At 73.3% G+C, this 18126-nt stretch carries 12 protein-coding genes; 3 read left to right on the forward strand and 9 right to left on the reverse strand.

The genetic code is table 11. From position 1 onward, the window contains the following. Positions 1-201 precede the first annotated feature (201 nt). The 3 genes from eccE (at position 202) to ACFY12_RS00225 (ending at position 5482) form a co-directional block, all read left to right on the forward strand. A complete protein-coding gene (gene eccE / locus ACFY12_RS00215) occupies positions 202-1431 on the forward strand; it encodes a type VII secretion protein EccE (protein ID WP_390713439.1) in 1230 nt (409 codons plus the stop codon). Continuing rightward, positions 1431-2276 (forward strand): hypothetical protein, encoded by an 846-nt coding sequence (locus ACFY12_RS00220; RefSeq protein ID WP_390713440.1) that lies wholly within the window; start codon positions 1431-1433, stop codon positions 2274-2276. Before eccE ends, ACFY12_RS00220 begins: the two co-directional genes overlap by 1 nt. A 326-nt stretch (positions 2277-2602) precedes the next feature. Continuing rightward, positions 2603-5482 carry an SCO5717 family growth-regulating ATPase gene (locus ACFY12_RS00225; RefSeq protein ID WP_390713441.1) on the forward strand — a complete coding sequence of 960 codons (2880 nt, stop codon included), beginning with the start codon at positions 2603-2605 and terminating at the stop codon, positions 5480-5482. A gap of 118 nt (positions 5483-5600) precedes the next feature. Here the strand turns inward: ACFY12_RS00225 and ACFY12_RS00230 are convergent, their stop codons facing one another. The 9 genes from ACFY12_RS00230 to rimP all read right to left on the reverse strand — a co-directional run bounded on the left by ACFY12_RS00230 (position 5601) and on the right by rimP (position 17961). Continuing rightward, the gene (locus ACFY12_RS00230) at positions 5601-6581 is read right to left on the reverse strand and encodes a bifunctional riboflavin kinase/FAD synthetase (RefSeq protein WP_390713442.1); all 981 of its coding nucleotides are present in this window, start codon (positions 6579-6581) and stop codon (positions 5601-5603) included. 193 nt (positions 6582-6774) lie between these two features. Then, the gene (locus tag ACFY12_RS00235; protein WP_390713443.1) at positions 6775-10536 is read right to left on the reverse strand and encodes a trypsin-like peptidase domain-containing protein; all 3762 of its coding nucleotides are present in this window, start codon (positions 10534-10536) and stop codon (positions 6775-6777) included. A gap of 257 nt (positions 10537-10793) precedes the next feature. Then, on the reverse strand, positions 10794-11726 hold the full coding sequence (gene truB, locus ACFY12_RS00240) for a tRNA pseudouridine(55) synthase TruB (RefSeq protein ID WP_390713444.1): 933 nt from the start codon (positions 11724-11726) through the stop codon (positions 10794-10796). Beyond that, positions 11723-12187: a 30S ribosome-binding factor RbfA gene (gene rbfA / locus ACFY12_RS00245; protein ID WP_390713445.1), complete on the reverse strand. Its 465-nt coding sequence runs from the start codon at positions 12185-12187 to the stop codon at positions 11723-11725. Before rbfA ends, truB begins: the two co-directional genes overlap by 4 nt. A 66-nt stretch (positions 12188-12253) precedes the next feature. Continuing rightward, positions 12254-12547: a DUF503 domain-containing protein gene (locus ACFY12_RS00250; RefSeq protein ID WP_390713446.1), complete on the reverse strand. Its 294-nt coding sequence runs from the start codon at positions 12545-12547 to the stop codon at positions 12254-12256. 127 nt (positions 12548-12674) lie between these two features. Next, entirely contained in the window at positions 12675-15752 is a 3078-nt protein-coding gene (gene infB / locus ACFY12_RS00255) for a translation initiation factor IF-2 (protein ID WP_390713447.1), read from the reverse strand. A 176-nt stretch (positions 15753-15928) separates the two neighbouring features. Beyond that, positions 15929-16207: a YlxR family protein gene (locus ACFY12_RS00260; RefSeq protein ID WP_390713448.1), complete on the reverse strand. Its 279-nt coding sequence runs from the start codon at positions 16205-16207 to the stop codon at positions 15929-15931. Between the two features lie 174 nt (positions 16208-16381). Continuing rightward, positions 16382-17374 carry a transcription termination factor NusA gene (nusA, locus tag ACFY12_RS00265; RefSeq protein WP_390713449.1) on the reverse strand — a complete coding sequence of 331 codons (993 nt, stop codon included), beginning with the start codon at positions 17372-17374 and terminating at the stop codon, positions 16382-16384. A 2-nt stretch (positions 17375-17376) separates the two neighbouring features. Beyond that, positions 17377-17961, reverse strand: a complete 585-nt coding sequence (gene rimP, locus ACFY12_RS00270; RefSeq protein WP_390713450.1) for a ribosome maturation factor RimP — start codon at positions 17959-17961, stop codon at positions 17377-17379. Positions 17962-18126: the final 165 nt, after the last annotated feature.

Here is an 18126-nt window from a genome sequence, read left to right on the forward strand (position 1 = left end):
CACCAGTAGACCCACATCACCAGTAGAGGAGCAGGCCGGGGGATGTCCAGCGCCACCAGGGCTCGACGCCGCAATGGGCGGCATCAGCAGCAACAACCGTCCGCCGCACCGCAGAATGCAGGAAATGACGGCCAAAACGGTACAGCTCCGGGCAACAGAGGAAATGGGGGCGGAGATTCCGCGGCCCGCCCGGCCGGTCCGGTGGCACCGCGGCTGCGCCAGCAGGCCGGAACGATCGGCGGTGTCCGCGTACAGCAGCTGGCCATCATCGAATTCGCCGCCGCACTGGTGCTGGTGGGCCTGGCGATGCACAACGCGGTCGCGCTGACCGTGGCCGTCGTCGTGGCCGCACTGCTGGTCGTCTTCGCGCTGGGCCGGCGGCGCAGGGTGCCGCTGCCGGAGTGGATCACGACCGTCCAGGCGATGAAGCGCCGCGGCAAGGAGAGCGGCTCCGCGCTCACCGCCACGCAGGGCGTCGACCCGGCGCTGGCACCCGTCGTGGAGTGCGAACCGGCGCTGCGCACCTTCGAGTACACGACGGAATCGGACCAGCGTGCCATCGGATTCGTCGGCGACGGGACGTTCCTGACGGCCATCGTGCAGGTGGACGCCCGGGACGAGCCGCTGCGGCCGCAGCGCGGCAGCCACATGCTGCCGCTGGAGGTGCTGCACACCGCCCTGGACATCGAGGACATCCACCTCGAGTCGGTGCAGTTCGTGCAGTACACCCAGCCCGCCCCGGCGCCGCACCTGCCCGAACAGGCCGTCGCGGCCCGCTCGTACGCCCCGCTGCAGGCGCAGTCCCAGACCCCGGCCCTCCAGCTGACCTGGATCGCGCTGAAGCTCGACCCGGAGCTGTGCTCGGAGGCGATCGAGGCCCGCGGCGGCGGGATGGAAGGCGCCAAGCGCTCTCTGCTGCGCGCCGCCGACCAGCTCGTCAGCCGGCTGACCGCGCACGGTGTACGCGCCAGGGTGCTCGACGAGCGTGAGGTCGTGGCCGCCATCGGCACCGCGGTGTGCGTCAGCCCGCGCGCCGCGAGCGGCGCCATGGGGCGGGACGGCCGGGCGGCCCGGCGCACCCAGGAGACGGCCCGGGCGATGCGCTGCGACGACCGCTGGCACTCCACGTACTGGATCGGGCGCTGGCCCCAGCTGGGCCCGGGCGGCGCGCCGCTGGCGGCCGTCACCCAGCTGCTCACCAGCACCCGGGCGATGGCCAGCACCTTCGCGCTGACGGCCACGCACGGCAGCGGGCGCGCCCCGGCCATCTCGGGCTACGTCCGCCTGTCCACCCGCAGCGAGAACGAACTCTCCGCCGCACAGGGCGAGTTGGAGCACCGTTCCGGTTCCGTGAAGGTCGGCCTCGTACGTCTCGACCGCGAACAGCTGCCCGGCCTACTGGCCACGCTCCCCCTCGGAGGTACCCGCTGATGGCCTCTCCCACCTATCAGCCCCGCGTCAACACGAGCGGCGAGGGGTGGCGCAATCCCCCCTTGGCCCGTCCCGGCAGCGACCAGCGGCCCTCGCACCAGCCGCGCCCGGACGAGGAGCTGTCCGGGCCGACCGGGCCGAAGCCCCGGCCCGGCTTCGGCCTGCGCGGCCCGCGGCGCAGCCCGCATGTGCTGACGGCCGAGTCGCTCGCCGCGCTGACCCTGCCGGTCGGCGACGACGGCGTGATCATCGGGATCGACCCGGAGAACCAGCCCGCCGTGCTGAGCCTGCTGCGCCCCACGCCGTTGGAGGTCGTGCTGGTCGGCAGCGTGTGGATGGCACAGGTGCTGGCGCTGCGTACGGTCGCCACCGGCGCCCGGGTCGCGGTCGAGACCGCTCGTCCGCCGGCCTGGGGCCAGATGGCGCAGAGCGCGGGCGGCGGCCAGCAGTGTGTGACGGTGCACGATGTGCGCCAGATCGCGCCCCAGGGACCGTCGGTTTCCAGCCCCGTGCTGGTCGTACGGGACATGGGAGCGCGGCCGCCGCGCAATCAGCTCGCTCCGAGCCCCTGGCAGTCGGTGCTGACCGTGCTGCCGTTCCTCGGGCCGCGCTCGCCGCAGATGCTCGGCCGGGCCGATCTGGTCGGCCTGCAGCGGCTCTCGCCCGAGGAGGCGGAGGTGGTGACGCGCATCATGCGGCTGCCGGAGCAGGTCGGCGCGGTACTGCCGACTCTCAGCGACAACGCGATGCTGTGGTGCCGGCGGGACGGCGGGCACCAGTTCGTCATGACCCAGCCGACGGAGGCGGAGACCAACCTCCTCGGCGGGCCGCGCCGGATGGACTGACGGCCGTCCCACCCCCGCATGCATACGGGCGCATCCTCGGGTGCGCCCGTCAGCGTGCCGAAGGAGCCCGACGAAGGCCGATGGGGGCCGACGGCGGGCCGAAGGGCTTGAAGACAAGATGACACGACTGCCGATACGGGGCGACTCTTGATTAGGCTGTGTGACAGAGCCGCAGGAGCACGGCACGACGGCAGCCGATACGGGGATGGAGAGAGTCAAGTGTTGGCGCAACCCCGGGTGGTGTGTTCCGACTTCCGCTATATCCGAACGATCCGCCTGTATCCGGTCCTGCCGTTCAGGTGCGTTGCAGTACACCAGGAGGCACAGTGAAGGACCAGGAGGCTTTCCGTCCGGACGGAAACGATCCTGACGACGACCAGTCCGAGTTCGACCTGACCGGCGAGTTCAAAGTCGACTTCGCGGCGCCGGCCTGGTATGCGAGCAACGACACCAGTGGCGGCGGCGCGAGCGCTGCCGCCTCCCCCGCGGCTTCTCCTGCGCCTTCGTCCACCGCACCGCCGACCGTGCCGCAGCCGCCTGGGCCGCCCACGGGCCAGCCGCTGACCGGTCCCGCACCGGGCGCGCCTGTGCCGGGCGCACCGGTGCCGGGAGTTCCGGTGTCGGGAGTTCCGGTGTCGGGAGTTCCGGTGTCGGGAGTTCCGGAGCAGGGTGCGCCGACGGGCCCGGCGCCCGTGGACGCCGCGCCGCCCGGGTTCCCGACGCTGCGCCCGGGGGAGACGGGTGACGCCGCACCGTCCGCTACGGCTCCGTCGGCCACGCCGGAGGCACAGCCCTCGTCGGGAGCGTCGGGAGCGGAGGCGCAGGCCGCGCCGACCGCACCGGCCGTGAACGAGGCTTCCGGTAGCGACGTTTCGGGCGACGACACGTCCGAGGACGGCAACAAGCGTTCCGGTACGGGCGTCGATCCGTCGGCGTCGCTCTGGGACGACGATGACGAGGACGCCACGGAGCCGGAGCCGGAGGCGCAGGCCGCCGAGCCGGAGGCCGCACCTGTCGCACCGGCCCCGCAGCCGGAGGCTGCTCCCCCGGTCCAGCAGCCCGCGCCCGAGGCCGCTGCACAAGGCGCACCGCCCGTACAGCCGCCTCTGAGCCAGCCGCAGCCGCAGCCGGGCATGCCCCAGCAGGCCGTCCCGCAGCAGGGGGTGCCGCAGCAGCAGGCCGCTTCCCAGGGTGTGCCACCGCAGCAGGCGGCTCCTCAGCAGGGCGTGCCCCCGCAGGGTGTGCCCCAACAGGGCGCTCCTTGGGGTGCCGCGGCGGAAGGCCAGCCGCAGGGCGTGCCCGGGCAGGGCGTGCCGGGACAGGGCGCGCTGCCGCCGCTGCCACCCGGGTTCCAGCCCGCGGACCCGCGGATGGCCCAGGCGCAGCCGCCGGCAGAACAGCAGCACCAGGCGGGCCAGCAGGGGCAGCAGGGGCAGCAGGGGCAGCAGCCGACCGTCCCGCAGCAGCCGCAGGCCGGATATCCGCACGGCCAGCCGCAGCAGCAGGCCGGCTACCCGCAACAGCAGCAGCACGGCGTGCCCGGGCAGCAGTCCGCGTACGGCTACGGCTATCCGCAGCCCGGGTACGGCTACCCGCCGCAGCAGGCCCAGCAGCCGCCGCAGAACCCCAACGCGCCCGCGCAGCAGCCCGCTTACGGCTACCCGCAGACCGCGCCGCAGGGCTACCCGCAGCAGGGTCAGCAGGCCCAGCCCGGCCACGACCAGCAGCAGGCAGCACAGGCCCAACAAGCCCAGCAGGCTCAGCAGGCGCAGCAGGCGCAGCAGGCGCAGCAGGCGGCACAGGCTCACCAAGCCCAGCAGGCACAGCAGCCGCAGCAAGCACAGCCGTACCAGCCGCTCCCCGGCCAGCAGTTCGGCGATCCCAACGCGGCGGCGAACTACGCGTCGTACTCCCAGCCCGGTCAGCAGCAGCCGCAGCAGCGGGCCGCTCCGGGCGCGCCGCTCGGTTACAGCGCCGCCGTCGAGCTGAGCTCCGACCGGCTGCTGCGCAACCAGCCCAAGAAGCGCAAGCCGGGTGCCAACGCCCAGCCGTCCAAGTTCAAGCTGGGCGCGAAGAAGGAGATGGAGGAGCGGCAGCGCAAGCTGGAGCTGATCCGTACGCCGGTGATGTCCTGCTACCGCATCGCCGTCATCAGCCTCAAGGGCGGCGTCGGCAAGACCACGACCACGACCGCGCTGGGCGCCACCCTGGCCTCCGAACGGCAGGACAAGATCCTGGCGATCGACGCCAACCCGGACGCCGGCACGCTCGGCCGCCGGGTGCGCCGCGAGACCGGTGCGACCATCCGTGACCTGGTGCAGGCGATCCCGCAGCTGCACAGCTACATGGACATCCGCCGGTTCACCTCGCAGGCCCCCTCGGGTCTGGAGATCCTCGCCAACGACGTCGACCCGGCCGTCTCGACGACCTTCAACGACGACGACTACCGGCGGGCGATCGACGTCCTCGGCAGGCAGTACCCGATCATCCTCACCGACTCGGGCACCGGTCTGCTCTACAGCGCGATGCGCGGAGTGCTGGACCTCGCCGACCAGTTGATCATCATCTCCACCCCGTCCGTGGACGGTGCGAGCAGCGCCAGCACCACCCTGGACTGGCTGTCCGCACACGGCTACGCCGACCTGGTGCAGCGGGGGATCACGGTCATCTCCGGTGTCCGCGAGACCGGCAAGATGATCAAGATCGAGGACATCGTGTCGCACTTCGAGACCCGCTGCCGCGGAGTGGTCGTCGTGCCGTTCGACGAGCACCTCGCCGCCGGCGCCGAGGTCGACCTCGACATGATGCGGCCGAAGACCCGCGAGGCGTACTTCCACCTCTCCGCCCTGGTGGCCGAGGACTTCGCACGGCAGCAGCAGGCACAGGGGATGTACGCGCAGCAGCAGATGGGCGGCGATCCCTACGCCCAGCAGCAGATGGCCGGGGACCCGTACGCCCAGCAGCAGTACCCGCAGCAGGGACAGCAGCAGGGCCAGCAGGCGCCGCAGGGTTATCCGCAGCAGCAGGGGCAGCAGCCCGCCCAGCCGCCGGCCGGCTACCCGCAACAGCAGGGGGGCTGGCAGCAGCAACCGCCCGCTCAGCCGCCGACGCACTGGCAGCAGCAACAGCCGGCCCCGGACGCCCCGCAGCCGGAACAGCAGCCCGGCCTGGCTCCGGGCTGGCAGCAGCAGCCGCCTCCGCAGTGAGACCGGCGTGGCCGTGGCCATAGCGCCACAGCCACACGGGGCCAGTCAGACGGGGCGGGGCCCGGCACTCGTACAGTGCCGGGCCCCGCCCCGTCTCATGCCCTCGTCGTGAGGGGCCCTAGGACACTGAGGGACCCTGGGCCACCGGCCCCCGGCCCGCCTCCGTGATCAGCTCGCGTGCCAGCTTCACATCGACCGCCATCCGCTCCAGCAGCGCGTCCAGGGTGGCGAACCTCTCCTGGCCGCGGAGGTAGGCGACGAAGTCCACCCCGGCGTGCAGGCCGTAGAGGTCCAGGCCGACGCGGTCGATCGCATACGCCTCGACCGTGCGCACCTTGCCGTCGAACTGCGGGTTCGTACCGACCGAGATCGCGGCCGGCATCGCCTCGCCCTCGATCTGGAGGTAGCCCGCGTAGACGCCGTCGGCGGGGATCGCGGTGTGCGGCAGGGTCTCCACGTTGGCCGTCGGGAAGCCGAGTTCACGGCCGCGCTGGGCGCCGCGGACGACGACGCCCTCGACGCGGTGCGGCCGCCCCAGTACCTCCATCGCACCGGCCACATCGCCCTCGGCGACCAGCCGACGGGCGAGTGTGGAGGAGAACGGCTCGCCGCCGCCGGCGGTGCCGCGCTCGTAGAGGTCGATGACCTCCACGGTGTAGTCGTAGGTGGTGCCGAGCTCGGCGAGGGTGGCGACCGTGCCGGCCGCCTTGTGCCCGAAGCGGAAGTTGGGGCCTTCGACGACGAGCTGCGCGTGCAGCTTGTCGACCAGCACCTTGACCACGAAGTCGGCCGGCGCCAGCTTCGAGAACTCCTTGGTGAACGGGAGGACCAGCACCGCGTCCACGCCCAGCTCGGTCATCAGCTCGGCCCGCCGGTGGTGCGGCGCCAGCAGCGGCGGGTGGGTGCCGGGCCGTACGACCTCGCTCGGGTGCGGGTCGAAGGTGACGACCACCGCCGGGATGCCCAGCTCCCGGGCGCGCTCGACGGCCTTCCCGATGATCAATTGGTGACCGCGGTGCACTCCGTCGTACGAGCCGATGGTGACGACGCTGCGTCCCCAGCCCTCGGGGATGTCCTCCAAGCCACGCCAGCGCTGCACTGTGCCCGCTCCTCGCCCGAACTTCGGTCAGTTCCTCCGCGCCATGTCGGCATGGCGCAGCTCTAAGACTGCCATGCCGTGCGAGGTGCCTCGCGGGAGGGTCGCCCCAGGGGCCCGCGCAGTGGATCTTCGCAGGCCGCGCCCGGGCACCGCCACCAGACCAGGAGCCCGGGACCTCGCCGCCGACGCGGTCTCAGACGCGCGGGCAGCCGGCGAGCGTGGCCCGGGCGTGGGGCCCCACCACTGCCGTCCACTCCCCCGGCTCGGCCACCAGCCAGTCCTGTACCCGGCGTGCGAAACCCGGCACTCTGCGTCCCAGCTCCACCACCTCCCGGTCGAAGCAGGCCGCGCCCTCCGGGGTACGGATCAGCAGCATGCCGGTGCGGTGCACCAGCTCCCGGGTGCGGTCCTCCGGCCGCCGGTCCGCGCCCTCGGCGGCCGCCCTCAGCAGCGCCTCCAGTACGCGGGTGTCCTGGATGCCGTCCCCGTAGGCGCTGTGCGAGACCGCGTCCGCGTACGACGCCTCGTAGGCCAGCAGCACCTCCAGCAGCTCCCGGCGGAGCGGGGCCGAGTCACCGGATCCGGTCTCGGCCAGTACGGCGGCGAGCGCGCACCGGACCGGTGCGGGGTAGGCGGTGAGGAGCTCCACGGCGAGCGGGCGGAGCGTGGCGCGGGCGGCCGGTCCGCGTTCCAGGCGGTGCGCGAGGAACTCCGCGACCGGGCGCGCGGCGCGGTCCGGGCACTGCCCGGCGTAGCAGCGGACCAGGGCGGCGGCACGGGCGGCGAGGTCCGGTGTGTCCAGGCGGGCCAGCAACCGCAGCACCGCGGCCGCCACCGGCGGTCCCTCGCCGCTGGTCAGCCGGGTCCGGAAGGCGGTGAGCACGGCGTCGGGGCAGTCCGTGAGGGCGTCCGTGAAGGCCGTCGGCGGCAGCTGGGGGTCCCCGGCCACGAAGCGGGCCAGCGCCCGTTCCAGGAAGCGGGGCCGGCTGGCCGGGTCGCCGACCAGGAGGGCGAGCGCGGAGCCATGGTGCGCCTCGCCGTCGGGCCGGGAGAGCAGGCGGAGGGCGGCCCGGCGCAGCAGTGCGCGGTCGGTGTCGCCGGTGGCGTACGGGGCGGCCCGCAGGCCGTAGGTCACGGCGGCGAGGCGGCGCCGGGGGTGCTCGTCGTGCGCCCAGCGGTGGACGGCCCGGCACATCGCGGAGGGTTCGTCCTCGGCGAGGGCGTCGAGAAGTTCGTCGCCCTTGGGATGCGCGGCCGCCACCAGTGCCTCCGTGAGGGCGTCCAGGGCCGGCCGGCGGTGGGTGTGCAGCAGGGCCTGGGCGGCACCCGCGACGGTGATCTCGCACGGGGCGCCGGGCGCGGGGCGGGTCCGGTCGGCGGTGCCCCGGCGCTGTTGCAGGGGGCGGGGGTCGTCGAACCAGGCGCAGAGCAGCGGCTGGATCCGGCCGGGGTCGGCGCTCAGCAGTGCGGCGGCCGCGTCGAGGAAGCGCGTCGGGCGGGCGGTGGGCGGCTCGCCGGGGGCCGCCGGGGCGGACTCCCCGGGGGCGGACCGCTGGGGGGCGGGGTGGACGCGGACGCGGGGCGGCCGGGCGAAGGGGAGGCGGTCGGCGCGGCGGCGTTCCGGGCCGGCCGGCGGCCCGTCGGCGGGCAGCAGGCGGCGCAGCAGGTCCATCCGGTCCCCGTCGGGCAGGGCCAGCCGCTCCCAGAACCACGGCCCGAACGCCGCCAGACCGGTCCGTGCGAAGCCTCCGGCCCGTAGCGAGCGTTCGGTGATCCGGTCGGCGAGCAGCCGCAGTACGCCCGCGTACGGCCGGGCGTCGGGGACCCGGAGCAGCACCCCGGCCAGCACCTGGGCGGACCACCGGCGGCCCTCCGCGTCCTGGCCGCCCGCGTCCCCTCCCCCGTCCCCGTCCCCGTCCCCGTCCTCATCGTCGGCAGCGGTCGCGATCCGCACCAACTCCGCGAGCCGGAAGGTCAGTTGTACCGTCCCCTGGCGCCGGGCGAGCAGCAGCAGTCCGTGGACGGCGGGCCCGAAGCGGCGCCCGCCGGGGACGGGGAGCAGATCGGGGTCCGCGTGGGCGCCCTGCAGCCACTCGGCGAACTCCTCGTGCGCGAAGCGGTATCCGGGGCCGGCGGCGACCAGCAGCCCCTCGGCGAGTACCGCGGCGGCCCAGCCGGAGCCGGCCGGGAAGACCTCCTCGAAGGCGGTACGGTCCAGCGCGCCGGCGCCGGAGCCCAGGCAGCGGCGGGCGGCCTCGTGGACCTGGCCGGCGACCTGGGCGGCGAGCCGGCGTACCGCGGTCCCGCGGGGCCCGGGGCGGTGGGCGGCCGCGATCCGCCGGGCGACGCGCAGGCACATCAGGCCGAGGTAGGCGTCGAAGATCTCGTGGCGGTCCGGACTGCCGAGGACCGGCGGCCCCTCGGCGGCCCGCCCGTCCCCGTCGCCTCCTCCGTCATCCCCTCCGTAATCCCCTCTGTCATTCCCTCCGTCATCCCCTCCGTCGTCCTCCATGAGCGCCGCCCGGACCTCCGCGAGCAGCCGCAGGGCCAGAGGATGGCGGGCGTCCGGCGCGGCCGGCGCACCGGACGGCAGCCCGTAGCGGCGGCGGGCGAGCTCCGCCGCCGCCTCGGGCAGCTCTCCGATGCCGGCGCAGGCGGGCAGGCCGGGCAGCGGGCGGTGCGGCTGGTGCAGCAGCCCGGGCGGGAAGAGCGGGCCGGCCTGCTCCCAGTACGAGGGGCGGCAGGCGAGGACCAGCCGTACGCCGGCGGTGCGCAGCCAGTCGGCGGTGGCGGCGGTCCAGGCGGCCAGCCGTTCGCGCCGCGCCAGGTCCGCCGGCATCTCCTCGGGCGCGTCGAGGAGGACGAGCAGCGGACGGCCGGTCGCGGTCGCCAGCCGGGCCACGGCGTCGGGGGTGAGGTCCGCCGGGTCGCCGGCGGTCCGGCCGGCCGCGGCGAGGGTGCGGCCCGCGGAGCGCAGTGCGCGCCCGACGGCGGCGCGTACCCCGTCGTCGTCGGCCCGCAGCTCCGCGCCGCGCAGCCGGACGGCGGGCCCCGCGTCCGGGCCCGTGGCGCGCCGGGCCGTGAGCCGGGCCAGTTCGGTGCTGCGTCCGGTGCCCGGCTCCCCCACCAGAGCCAGCACGCCGGGCCCATGGCCGTCCGTGAAAGAGGTGAACTCCGCTGCCACATCGGGCCGTTCGACCGCTTCGGGGCCTCGGGGGGACCGCTCGGCCGGGCCGGCGAAGACCGCGGTGAGCCGTAGCGCTCCGGCCGGATTCAGCTCGCCGCCGTACGCGGGGACGGTCCGGGCGTTGTGCTCCAGCAGCGCGGCGAGCGCGCCCCCGGGCGCGGCCTCGGCGACCGCGCGCAGCGGGACGGCGAAGCCGCCCGCCCGGCGCCCGGAGTGCAGTGCGGTGCCCAGGACGCCGAGGACGGTGCCGGTGCGGGCGTCCAGTACCGGGCCGCCGACCGCCGGGCCGCCCAGCCGCAGCGCCTCCCGGCCGCCGGCGCAGAGGCCCAGCTCCAGTGTCTCGTCGAGGAGGTGGACGCGGTCGGTGGCCGTGTACGTCACGCCGGAGGCGGGTCCGGTGACCGTGCCGTCCAGCCAGCCGCCGGCCCAGATCCGGGCGGCGGTGCCCGGGGCGGGGCGGCCGGTGGCGACGGGCAGCGGTACCAGCCGGCGCAGCCGGTGGTCGTCGGTCCGTACGAGGGCGAGCCCGGTCTCCGGAAGGGGCGTGATCGCGGTGGGCTCCGCCGGTCGGCCCCACCCGGCGGCCCCGGAGACGCTTCCGCTCGCGGCCATCGGCTGCAGCATCAGCCGCTCCGCTCCGTCCACCGCCTCGTGACTGGTGACGATCGTGCCGTCGTGGTCCGCGAGGAACCCCGTGCCGCGCGTGCGACCTGCCAGATCGCGGATGCGCACCAGCGCCGCGTCCGCATCGGCGTCCAGCAACGCCATTGCCGATCCTCCCCGCCTGTGCCGTCCTCCGACGGTAGGCAGGTGGTGATCGTTACGGGAGAGGACCCTGGTAACGCGCCCCCGTCCGCGCCTTGATTCACTCCGAGCGCCTCACCGAATGAGTGAAAGCTCCAGGCCCGCTGGATAGAGATCCAGCGGAGGGGGATGGTGGAGCGCGGACCGCCGCTCCGCTCGCGCCGGGCGGCCCGCGTTCCACCACCCTCAGACGAGGGCCCAGGGGGTGTCTCCCCGGGGCCTCAGACGGCGAAGACCGCCAGGCTCTTGGCCTTGCCGCCCTGGTTCTCCACCAGCGCCAGGAACGCGCCGTCCGGCCCGAAGGCCGCGACGGGGCCGTCGCCCTCGAAGCGCGGTATGGCGATCCGCGCGCCGTTCAGCAGCAGCCGGGCCTGTGCCTCGGTGACGTCCCAGCGGGTGAACGCCGCGTCGGCGGCCTCCCCGACGGGCATGACGGGCAGCCCGCCGCCCTCGGGGTCGTCCACCGCGGCCTGCAGCTGCTCCAGGGTGCGCGCCCGGTCCAGCTTGTACGGGCCGACGCGGGTACGGCGCAGCGCGGTGAGGTGCCCGCCGACGCCGAGCCCGGCGCCCAGGTCGCGGGCGAGGGCGCGGATGTACGTACCGGAGGAGCATTCGACGGAGACGAGCAGGTCGGTCACCGGGGTGCCGTCCTCGGCCTCGGTCTCCTGGACGGAGTGCACCGCGAACGAGGAGACGGTCACCGGGCGGGCCGGGATCTCCACGTCCTCGCCCTTGCGGACCCGCGCGTAGGACCGCTTGCCGTCGATCTTGATGGCGCTGACCTTGGACGGGACCTGCATGATCGCGCCGGTCAGCTGTGCGACGCCGGCGTCGATGTCCTCGCGGGCGAGGCCGTGCGCCGCCTTGGCCTCGGTGATCTCGCCCTCGGCGTCGTCGGTGATCGTCGTCTGGCCGAGCCGGATCGTGCCGACGTACTCCTTCTCCGTCAGCGCCAGGTGGCCGAGGAGTTTGGTGGCCCGCTCCAGGCCCAGGACGAGCACGCCGGTGGCCATCGGGTCGAGGGTGCCGGCATGCCCGACCCGGCGGGTACGGGCCATCCCGCGCATCTTCGCCACCACGTCGTGCGAAGTGAAGCCGGACGGCTTGTCGACGATGACAAGACCGCCCGGCTTGTTGCTTTGCTGCCGCTTCATGCTCCCGCTCGGCCCTCGTCCTCTGCCTCGTCGGCGTCTTCGCCCGGCTTGCGGTACGGGTCGGCGTCGCCGGCGTACTGGGCGCCCGAGGAGACCTCGCGCACCTTGGCGTCCGAGGCCCGCGCCTTGTCGAGCAGGTCCTCGATCGTCTTGGCGTTCTCCGGCAGGGCGTCCGCGACGAACGCCAGCGTCGGCGTGAACTTGGTGCCGGCCGCGGCGCCGACCGCGGAGCGCAGGATGCCCTTGGCGCTCTCCAGGCCGGCGGCGGCGCTGGCGCGGTCCTCGTCGTCGCCGTAGACCGTGTAGAAGACCGTAGCCTCCCGCAGGTCGCCGGTGACCCGGGTGTCCGTGATGGTCACATGCGAACCGAGCCGCGGGTCCTTGATTCCGCGCTGCAGCTTCTGGGCGACCACCTCCCGGATGAGGTCCGCCAGCTTCTTCGCCCGCGCATTGTCGGCCACTGGTCCTTCTCCTTCTTGTCTTTCACGATTGTGCTTCCACCGGCGGTGACGTGCCCCGTCATCAGGTCAGTCGTCGTCGCCGTGCAGCCGCCGGTGTACCGACAGCAGCTCCACTTCGGGCCGTGCGGCGACCAGGCGCTCGCAGCGGTCCATGACTTCGGTGAGGTGTCCCGTGTCCCCGGACACCACCGCCAGGCCGATCCTGGCCCTGCGGTAGAGGTCCTGGTCCCCGACCTCCGCGACGCTCACCGCGAACTTGCGGTGCAGCTCGGCGACGAGCGGGCGGACGACGGAGCGCTTCTCCTTCAGCGACCGTACGTCGCCGAGGAGCAGGTCGAAGGACAGTGTCCCTACGTACATGCAAAAACAGGTCAAGCCACCTGTGGGGCCTTAGGTGTACGTGTCATTTCGAACCGTACACGCAACGGCCGGGGCCGATCGACGGAGTTTTTCACCCCGCCGACCGGCCCCGACCAGAGGTGCGTGATCAGCCGCGCGGCTTCTCCCGCATCTCGTACGTCGCGATGACGTCGTCGACCTTGATGTCGTTGAAGTTGCCGAGGTTGATACCGCCCTCGAACCCTTCGCGGATCTCGGTGACGTCGTCCTTGAAGCGGCGCAGGCCCTCGATGTTGAGGTTCTCCGCGACCACCTTGCCGTCGCGGATGAGGCGGGCCTTGGTGTTCCGCTTGACCTCGCCGGAGCGGATGATGACACCCGCGATGTTGCCCAGCTTGGACGACTTGAAGACCTCGCGGATCTCCGCCGTACCGAGCTCGACCTCCTCGTACTCCGGCTTGAGCATGCCCTTGAGGGCCGCCTCGATCTCCTCGATCGCCTGGTAGATGACCGAGTAGTAGCGGACGTCGACGCCCTCGCGCTCGGCCATCTGCGTGGCGCGGCCCTCGGCCCGCACGTTGAAGCCGATGACGATCGCGTCGGAGCCGGACGCCAGGTTGATGTCGGACTCCGTGACCGCACCGACGCCGCGGTGCAGCACGCGGATGTCGACCTCTTCGCCGACGTCGAGCTGGAGCAGCGAGGACTCCAGGGCCTCGACGGAACCAGAAGCGTCACCCTTGATGATGAGGTTGAGCTGCTGGACCTCGCCGGCCTTGAGCACCTTGTCCAGGTCCTCCAGGGAGACCCGGCGGGTGCGCTTGGCGAAGGCGGCGTTGCGCTCGCGCGCCGCGCGCTTCTCGGCGATCTGGCGGGCCGTACGGTCCTCGTCGACCACCAGGAAGTTGTCGCCGGCGCCCGGGACGTTGGTCAGACCCAGCACCAGGACCGGGGTCGACGGACCCGCTTCCTCGACGGGGTTGCCCTTGTCGTCGAGCATCGCGCGGACCCGGCCGTAGGCGTCGCCGACGACCATCGTCTCGCCGACGCGGAGGGTACCGCGCTGGACGAGGACGGTGGCCACGGCACCGCGGCCGCGGTCGAGGTGGGCCTCGATCGCGATGCCCTGCGCGTCCTGCTCCGCGTTGGCGCGCAGGTCGAGCGCGGCGTCCGCGGTGAGGACGACGGCCTCGAGCAGCTGCTCGATGTTGGTGCCCTGGCGGGCGGAGATGTCGACGAACATGGTGTCGCCGCCGTACTCCTCGGCCACCAGGCCGTACTCGGTCAGCTGACCGCGCACCTTGGTCGGGTCGGCGCCCTCGACGTCGATCTTGTTGACCGCGACCACGATCGGCACATCGGCCGCCTTGGCGTGGTTCAGAGCCTCGATCGTCTGCGGCATGACACCGTCGTTGGCCGCCACCACGAGGATCGCGATGTCGGTCGACTTGGCACCACGGGCACGCATGGCGGTGAACGCCTCGTGACCCGGGGTGTCGATGAAGGTGATCGCACGGTCTTCGTCGTTGACGTTGGTCGTGACCTGGTACGCACCGATGTGCTGCGTGATACCGCCGGCCTCGCCCGCGACCACGTTGGTCTTGCGGATGGCGTCCAGCAGTCGGGTCTTACCGTGGTCGACGTGACCCATGACGGTCACCACCGGCGGACGGGAGACGAGCATCTCCTCGCCGCCCTCGTTCTCGCCGAACTCGATGTCGAAGGACTCGAGCAGCTCGCGGTCCTCCTCCTCCGGGCTGACGATCTCGACGACGTAGTTCATCTCGTCGGCGAGCAGCTGCAGCGTCTCGTCGGAGACCGACTGGGTCGCAGTGACCATCTCGCCCAGGTTCAGCATGACCTGGACCAGCGACGCCGGGTTGGCGTTGATCTTCTCCGCGAAGTCCGTCAGCGAGGCACCGCGCGACAGGCGAACCGTCGCACCGTTGCCGCGCGGCAGCATGATGCCGCCGACCGACGGGGCCTGCATGGCCTCGTACTCCTGACGGCGCTGCCGCTTCGACTTGCGGCCACGACGCGCCGGACCGCCGGGACGGCCGAACGCACCCTGCGTGCCACCACGGGCACCGGGGCCGCCGGGACGGCCACCGAAGCCGGGACGGCCGCCGCCGAAGCCACCGCCACCACCGGGGGCGCCGCCGCCACCGGGACGACCGGCGAAACCGCCGCCGCCACCCGGACGACCGCCGCCGCCACCGGGACGACCGGCGAAGCCACCGCCGCCACCCGGACGACCGCCGCCGCCACCGGGACGACCGGCACCGCCGGGACCACGACCGCCGCCACCGGGGCCCGGACGCGGGCCGGCAGCCGGACGCTGCGGCATCATGCCCGGGTTCGGACGGTTACCGCCGCCGGGACGCGGGCCGCCGCCACCGGGAGCCGCACCCTGCGGACGGGGCATGCCGCCGGGGGTCGGACGCGGGCCCTGGCCCTGCGGACGGGGGCCGCCCTGGCCGCCGCCCTGCGGACGCGGCGCACCGGGACCGCCCTGGCCGCCGGGGCGCGGAGCGCCACCGGGCCGGGGGGCCTGCGGACGGGCCATGCCCGTGGAGCCGCTGGAGGTGAAGGGGTTGTTGCCCGGACGCGGACCGGACGGCCGCGCACCAGGACGCGGGCCCGGACGCTCGCCGCCGGAACGCGGGGCACCGCCACGGCCCTGACCGCCCTGGGCGGGGCCGCCGGGACGGGCGCCGGGGCGCGGAGCCGGACGCTCGGCGCCGGGGCGGGGAGCCGACGGAGCCGCGGGCGCGGACGGCGGGGCCTGGAACTCGGGCTGCGCGGGGGCGGCCGGAGCGGGCTTGGGGGCCGCGGGGCGCGCCGGGGCGGGGCGCGGGCCCGGGGTGGGACCGGCGGCGGGAGTGCTCTTGGGGGCCACCGGGGTCACCGGGGCCTCGGGGGTCGCCGGAGCCGCGGGGCCCGGCTTGGGGGCGCCCGGCTTCGGGGCAGCCGGACGGGCCGCCTGCGCCGGAGAGGGCGCCGACGGCTTCGCGGGGGCCGACTTGCGCGGCGCCGCGGGCTTCCCGGCGGCGCGGCCGCCGCCGCTGCCTGCCTGGAAAGCGTCGGTCAGCTTGCGAACAACCGGCGCCTCGATCGTCGAGGACGCCGAACGGACGAATTCACCAAGTTCTTGGAGCTTGGCCATGACGACCTTGCTCTCAACGCCGAACTCCTTGGCGAGTTCGTATACCCGGACCTTAGCCACTTCGCTCCTTCTGGTCCGGGGTGTCCACCGGACCGTCGCTACTTCATGGGCGTACTCATCGCGTACTCATCGAGTGCTCATCGCAATCTCGACCTACTTCCGACTCGCGAGGTACCTGACCGCACGGTTCTCCGTGCGCTGTGCGTTTCTTGCTGTGCTCTGTTGCAATGGCGGCTTCAACCAGCGCCCCGCTCGAGGTACCGGCGCAAGTCCGTCGTATCGAACGGTCCCCGGCCCCGGAAGGCCCGGGGGAACGCCCGGCGGCGAACCGCCAGGTCGAGGCAGACCAGTGTCGGGTGCACGTATGCACCCCGGCCGGGCAGCGTACCGCGAGGATCAGGAGTGCACTCACCCTCGATCACCACGATGCGCAGCAAATCGCCCTTGGCCGTCCGCTCCCGGCATCCCAGACATGTGCGCTCAGGGCATGCGCGGGCATGCGTCCGGCCAGACACTGCTTAAGTCTACCTCCCCGCGCCGACCCGGCCCCTATGGGGTAAAAGGCCGGAGCGCTGCTCAGAATTCCCGGCGGACCGCCGCGGCGCCACCGAATTTCCGGTGCGCGCCGCGACCCCCTCCGACTACCTCGGGTTGCACCCCGTTCTACGGTGCGTGCCGCCTCCCGGACCTCACTGCCCGGCGGGCGCTGCCACGGTGTCCGGCCGGATGTCGATCCGCCAGCCGGTGAGCCGCGCCGCGAGCCGGGCGTTCTGCCCTTCCTTGCCGATGGCCAGCGACAGCTGGTAGTCGGGGACGGTCACCCGGGCGGAGCGCGCCGCCAGGTCCACGACCTCGACCTTGCTGACCCGGGCCGGCGACAGCGCGTTGGCGACCAGCTCGGCCGGGTCGTCCGACCAGTCGACGATGTCGATCTTCTCGCCGTGCAGCTCGGCCATCACGGCCCGGACCCGGCCGCCCATAGGCCCGATGCACGCACCCTTGGCGTTCAGCCCCGAGCGGGTGGACCGCACGGCGATCTTCGTACGGTGCCCGGCCTCGCGCGCGATGGCGGCGATCTCCACCGACCCGTCGGCGATCTCCGGCACCTCCATGGCGAAGAGCTTCTTCACCAGATTGGGGTGGGTGCGCGACAGTGTCACGGACGGCCCGCGGACACCCTTGACGACCCGGACGACGTACGACCGCAGCCGCGTCCCGTGCGTGTAGTCCTCACCGGGGACCTGCTCCTGCACCGGCAGGATGGCCTCCAGCTTGCCGATGTCGACCAGGACGTTCTTGGGGTCCTTGCCCTGCTGGACGACGCCGGTGACGACATCGCCCTCCCGTCCGGCGTACTCGCCGAAGGTGATCTCCTCCTCGGCGTCCCGCAGCCGCTGCAGGATGACCTGCTTGGCGGTGGTCGCCGCGATCCGCCCGAAGCCGGAGGGGGTGTCGTCGAACTCGCGCGGCTCGGCGCCCTCCTCCAGGTCCTCGGGGTCCTCCTTCGCCCACACCGTCACATGGCCGGTGTTGCGGTTCAGCTCCACCCGCGCCCGCCGGCGGCTGCCCTCGGTGCGGTGGTACGCGATGAGGAGGGCCGACTCGATCGCCTCGACCAGCAGGTCGAACGAGATCTCCTTCTCCCGCACCAGTCCCCGCAGGGCACTCATGTCGATGTCCACGGCTACGCCTCCTCCTTGTTCTCGTCGGTCTTGTTCTCGTCGATCCTGCCGCCGCGCCCCGCGTCCCGCGCGCCGGACGCATCGGACGCATCGGACGTATCGGCCTTATCGGACTTGCGGCTGAATTCCAGCTCGACGCGCGCCTTGGCGATCTCCCCGAAGGGGAGCCGGCGGGCGGTCGGCTTGCGGCCCTTGACACCCGGCACCTCGAGGTCGAGTCCGTCCTCGTCCACGGCGGTGATCCGGGCCACCAGCTCCCCGCCCTCGTGGAGTTGGGCCTTGATGAGGCGGCCGGCGGCGCGGCGGTAGTGCCGCGGCTCGGTCAGCGGCCGGTCGGCGCCCGGTGAGGTGACCTCAAGGGTGTACGGGGCGCCGCCCATCACATCGGAGTCGTCCAGGACCTGGGAGACCTCGCGGCTCAGCTCGGCACACTCGTCCAGCTGGACGCCCTCGTCGGAGTCGACCACGATCCTCAGCACCCGCCGCTTTCCCGCCGGTGTCACCTCGATCTCTTCCAGATCCAGGTCTCGCGAGGCGACGAGCGGTTCAAGCAGTCCGCGCAGCCTCTCGCTCTGGGTGGTGCTCATCCGGGTGACTCCTCGGCCGCGTGTGCTGTTGTGGGTAGGTCGCGTGTCGGGTCAAAGCCTATCTGTTCCGGCGGGGTACTGACGATTCGGTGGGTGGTCACGGATAGTCTCGCCTGCGGTGATCACGACGGAAGACCCCGGGAAGTGCAACGTGCCGAACGCGGC

The organism is Streptomyces sp. NPDC001339 (assembly GCF_042895955.1).
In the GTDB taxonomy this organism is placed as follows: domain Bacteria; phylum Actinomycetota; class Actinomycetes; order Streptomycetales; family Streptomycetaceae; genus Streptomyces.

Bases quoted from the DNA above. Each gene is read 5' to 3' on its own strand.
- ACFY12_RS00220 (WP_390713440.1), top strand. From the start codon at position 1,431: ATGGCCTCTCCCACCTATCAGCCCCGCGTCAACACGAGCGGCGAGGGG.
- ACFY12_RS00235 (WP_390713443.1), bottom strand. From the start codon at position 10,536: ATGGCGTTGCTGGACGCCGATGCGGACGCGGCGCTGGTGCGCATCCGC.
- truB (WP_390713444.1), bottom strand. From the start codon at position 11,726: ATGAAGCGGCAGCAAAGCAACAAGCCGGGCGGTCTTGTCATCGTCGAC.
- ACFY12_RS00250 (WP_390713446.1), bottom strand. From the start codon at position 12,547: ATGTACGTAGGGACACTGTCCTTCGACCTGCTCCTCGGCGACGTACGG.
- rimP (WP_390713450.1), bottom strand. From the start codon at position 17,961: ATGAGCACCACCCAGAGCGAGAGGCTGCGCGGACTGCTTGAACCGCTC.